Genomic DNA, 1,864 nt, shown 5'->3' with positions numbered 1-1,864 from the left:
GAAAAGTTGGAATGACGACGTCGATTTAGTGACCGGACAGGCGGTTTCAAGAACCTCACAGTCGAATTTCTGGAAAAGATCACCAACAGACAAAGGCTCTTCCAACAGGCGAAGAGTCCATCTGCGGAAAGGAGGTGGCATGAAAGAGGTCGCGCTCACTGGAAGAACGGATCGCTGAGATGCAGATGATTTTGGGACAGTCACGTTTTGTGCCGTTTGGCTTACCTTATTGGGGTTTGAAACGCTTCAATGAAGGAGAGCAAAACGTGACTGCACTTTATGATTACCACATCGGGGTCGATTACCACAAAGCCTATAGTCATCTGGTTGTTCAGGATTCCGCCGGGAAGACGCTACGGTCTGGCCGAGTGAAGAACGATCGGCAATCGCTTGCTTCATTTCTTGAGCGCTATCGAGACAACAGCCACGCTGTCGTAGAAGCCACGCGCAATTGGATGGTGATCTACGACTGGCTCGACGATATCTGCGACGATGTCGTGCTCGCCCATCCTTTGAAGGTGAAGGCGATCGCCGACGCGAAGATCAAGACAGACAAGATCGACGCAACCGTTCTTGCCCATCTTCTCCGCGCTGATCTGGTTCCAGAAGCTTATGCGCCGTCGGATAGGGCCCGGGAGCTACGCCTCGCGCTGCGTGAACGGATGTTTTACGTGCGGCTTCGCACGATGGTGAAGAACCGGATCGTGACAGCATTCGACCGTTATCCGGAGCAAACGGCGCAGTTGAAGAAGCTGGGCGACCTGTTTGGCAAAGTTGGGCGACAGCAGCTTGCCACGCTGGATGTGTCGGAAATCGACCGTGTTCAGATTGATCGGAGCCTGGCATTCATCGGCGACATCAACGAACGGATCAAACAGGCGGAAACCACGATCCGGGCGATGACGAAGACCAACGCAAATGTGAAGCTACTGAAGACCATCCCCGGTATCGGAGAGTTCTTCGCCAGACTGATCGATGCCGAGATTGATGACATTGGCCGTTTCCGCAATCCAAAGAAGCTGGCCGCCTATGCCGGTCTCGTTCCTTCGACCTATTCGTCGGGCGGCAAGACATATCACGGCAGGATCATCAAACAGGGCAACAAGTGGTTGCGCTGGGCTTTTGTCGAGGCTGTTCAGCCAGCCGTCGCGACCGACCCGCACCTTCGCGCCCAGTATGAGCATCTGAAATTGAGAGGAACCAACAAGGCGCGCGTTGCAATAGCACGCAAGCTTTTGACGATTGCCTTCCAGATCCTGCGTGATCAGCGCCCCTACGAGCGGCGCGACGCCAACGCAGAGGAAGGCGCATCGTCCACGATATCCCGGCTGTCCTGATGACTGGCTAGCGAGCCCGGCAGGTCTGGGCTGCGCTCTTAAAGGAGAATGGGAAGCCGGGAGCCGAACGCCACTCTGTGACCGAAGCCGGAAGAGAAACGGCATCAGGGGCACGAATTGGAGAATGGTTCAGAACCGAAGGGCGGCGAATATCTGTCCTTCGACGGGAAAGATTTACCGATCGGACCAAGTGCCGATCAAAACGCAACAGAACCCAGGGAAAAGCCACGCAAATCATGCGTTTTTGCCCTTGAGTTCTTTCATTGGAGTTATCATGGCCAAGGGAACCTTTGCCAAAGCGATGCCGCATGTCTTCTCAGAAGAGGGCGGGTATGTGGATGACGTTGATGATCCGGGCGGTGCAACCAATCTGGGTATCACTATTGCGACGCTGTCAGCGTGGGAAGGGCACCGTGTTTCAAAAGCCGAAGTGAAGGCCCTGACCAAGGCAAAAGCAACGGAAATCTATCACGAGAACTATTGGAACAAGATATTCGGTGACGATCTACCGGTAGGCGTTGACTATG

2 protein-coding genes are annotated in these 1,864 nt (G+C 54.4%); both read left to right on the top strand.

Going from position 1 to position 1,864, the window contains the following annotated elements; all coding sequences use genetic code 11:
* Positions 1–266 precede the first annotated feature (266 nt).
* Positions 267–1,337: an IS110 family transposase gene (locus HWX93_RS22630; protein ID WP_151558936.1), complete on the top strand. Its 1,071-nt coding sequence runs from the start codon at positions 267–269 to the stop codon at positions 1,335–1,337.
* Between the two features lie 274 nt (positions 1,338–1,611).
* Positions 1,612–1,864 (top strand): glycosyl hydrolase 108 family protein (locus tag HWX93_RS22625; protein ID WP_328700198.1); only part of this gene is annotated, 253 nt, incomplete at its 3' end.

The sequence above is a fragment of the Brucella tritici genome (assembly GCF_902825325.1).
In the GTDB taxonomy this organism is placed as follows: Bacteria; Pseudomonadota; Alphaproteobacteria; order Rhizobiales; family Rhizobiaceae; genus Brucella.
The sequence above is the reverse complement of the archived record's forward strand: the minus strand, read 5'-3'. Positions and strand labels throughout refer to the sequence as shown.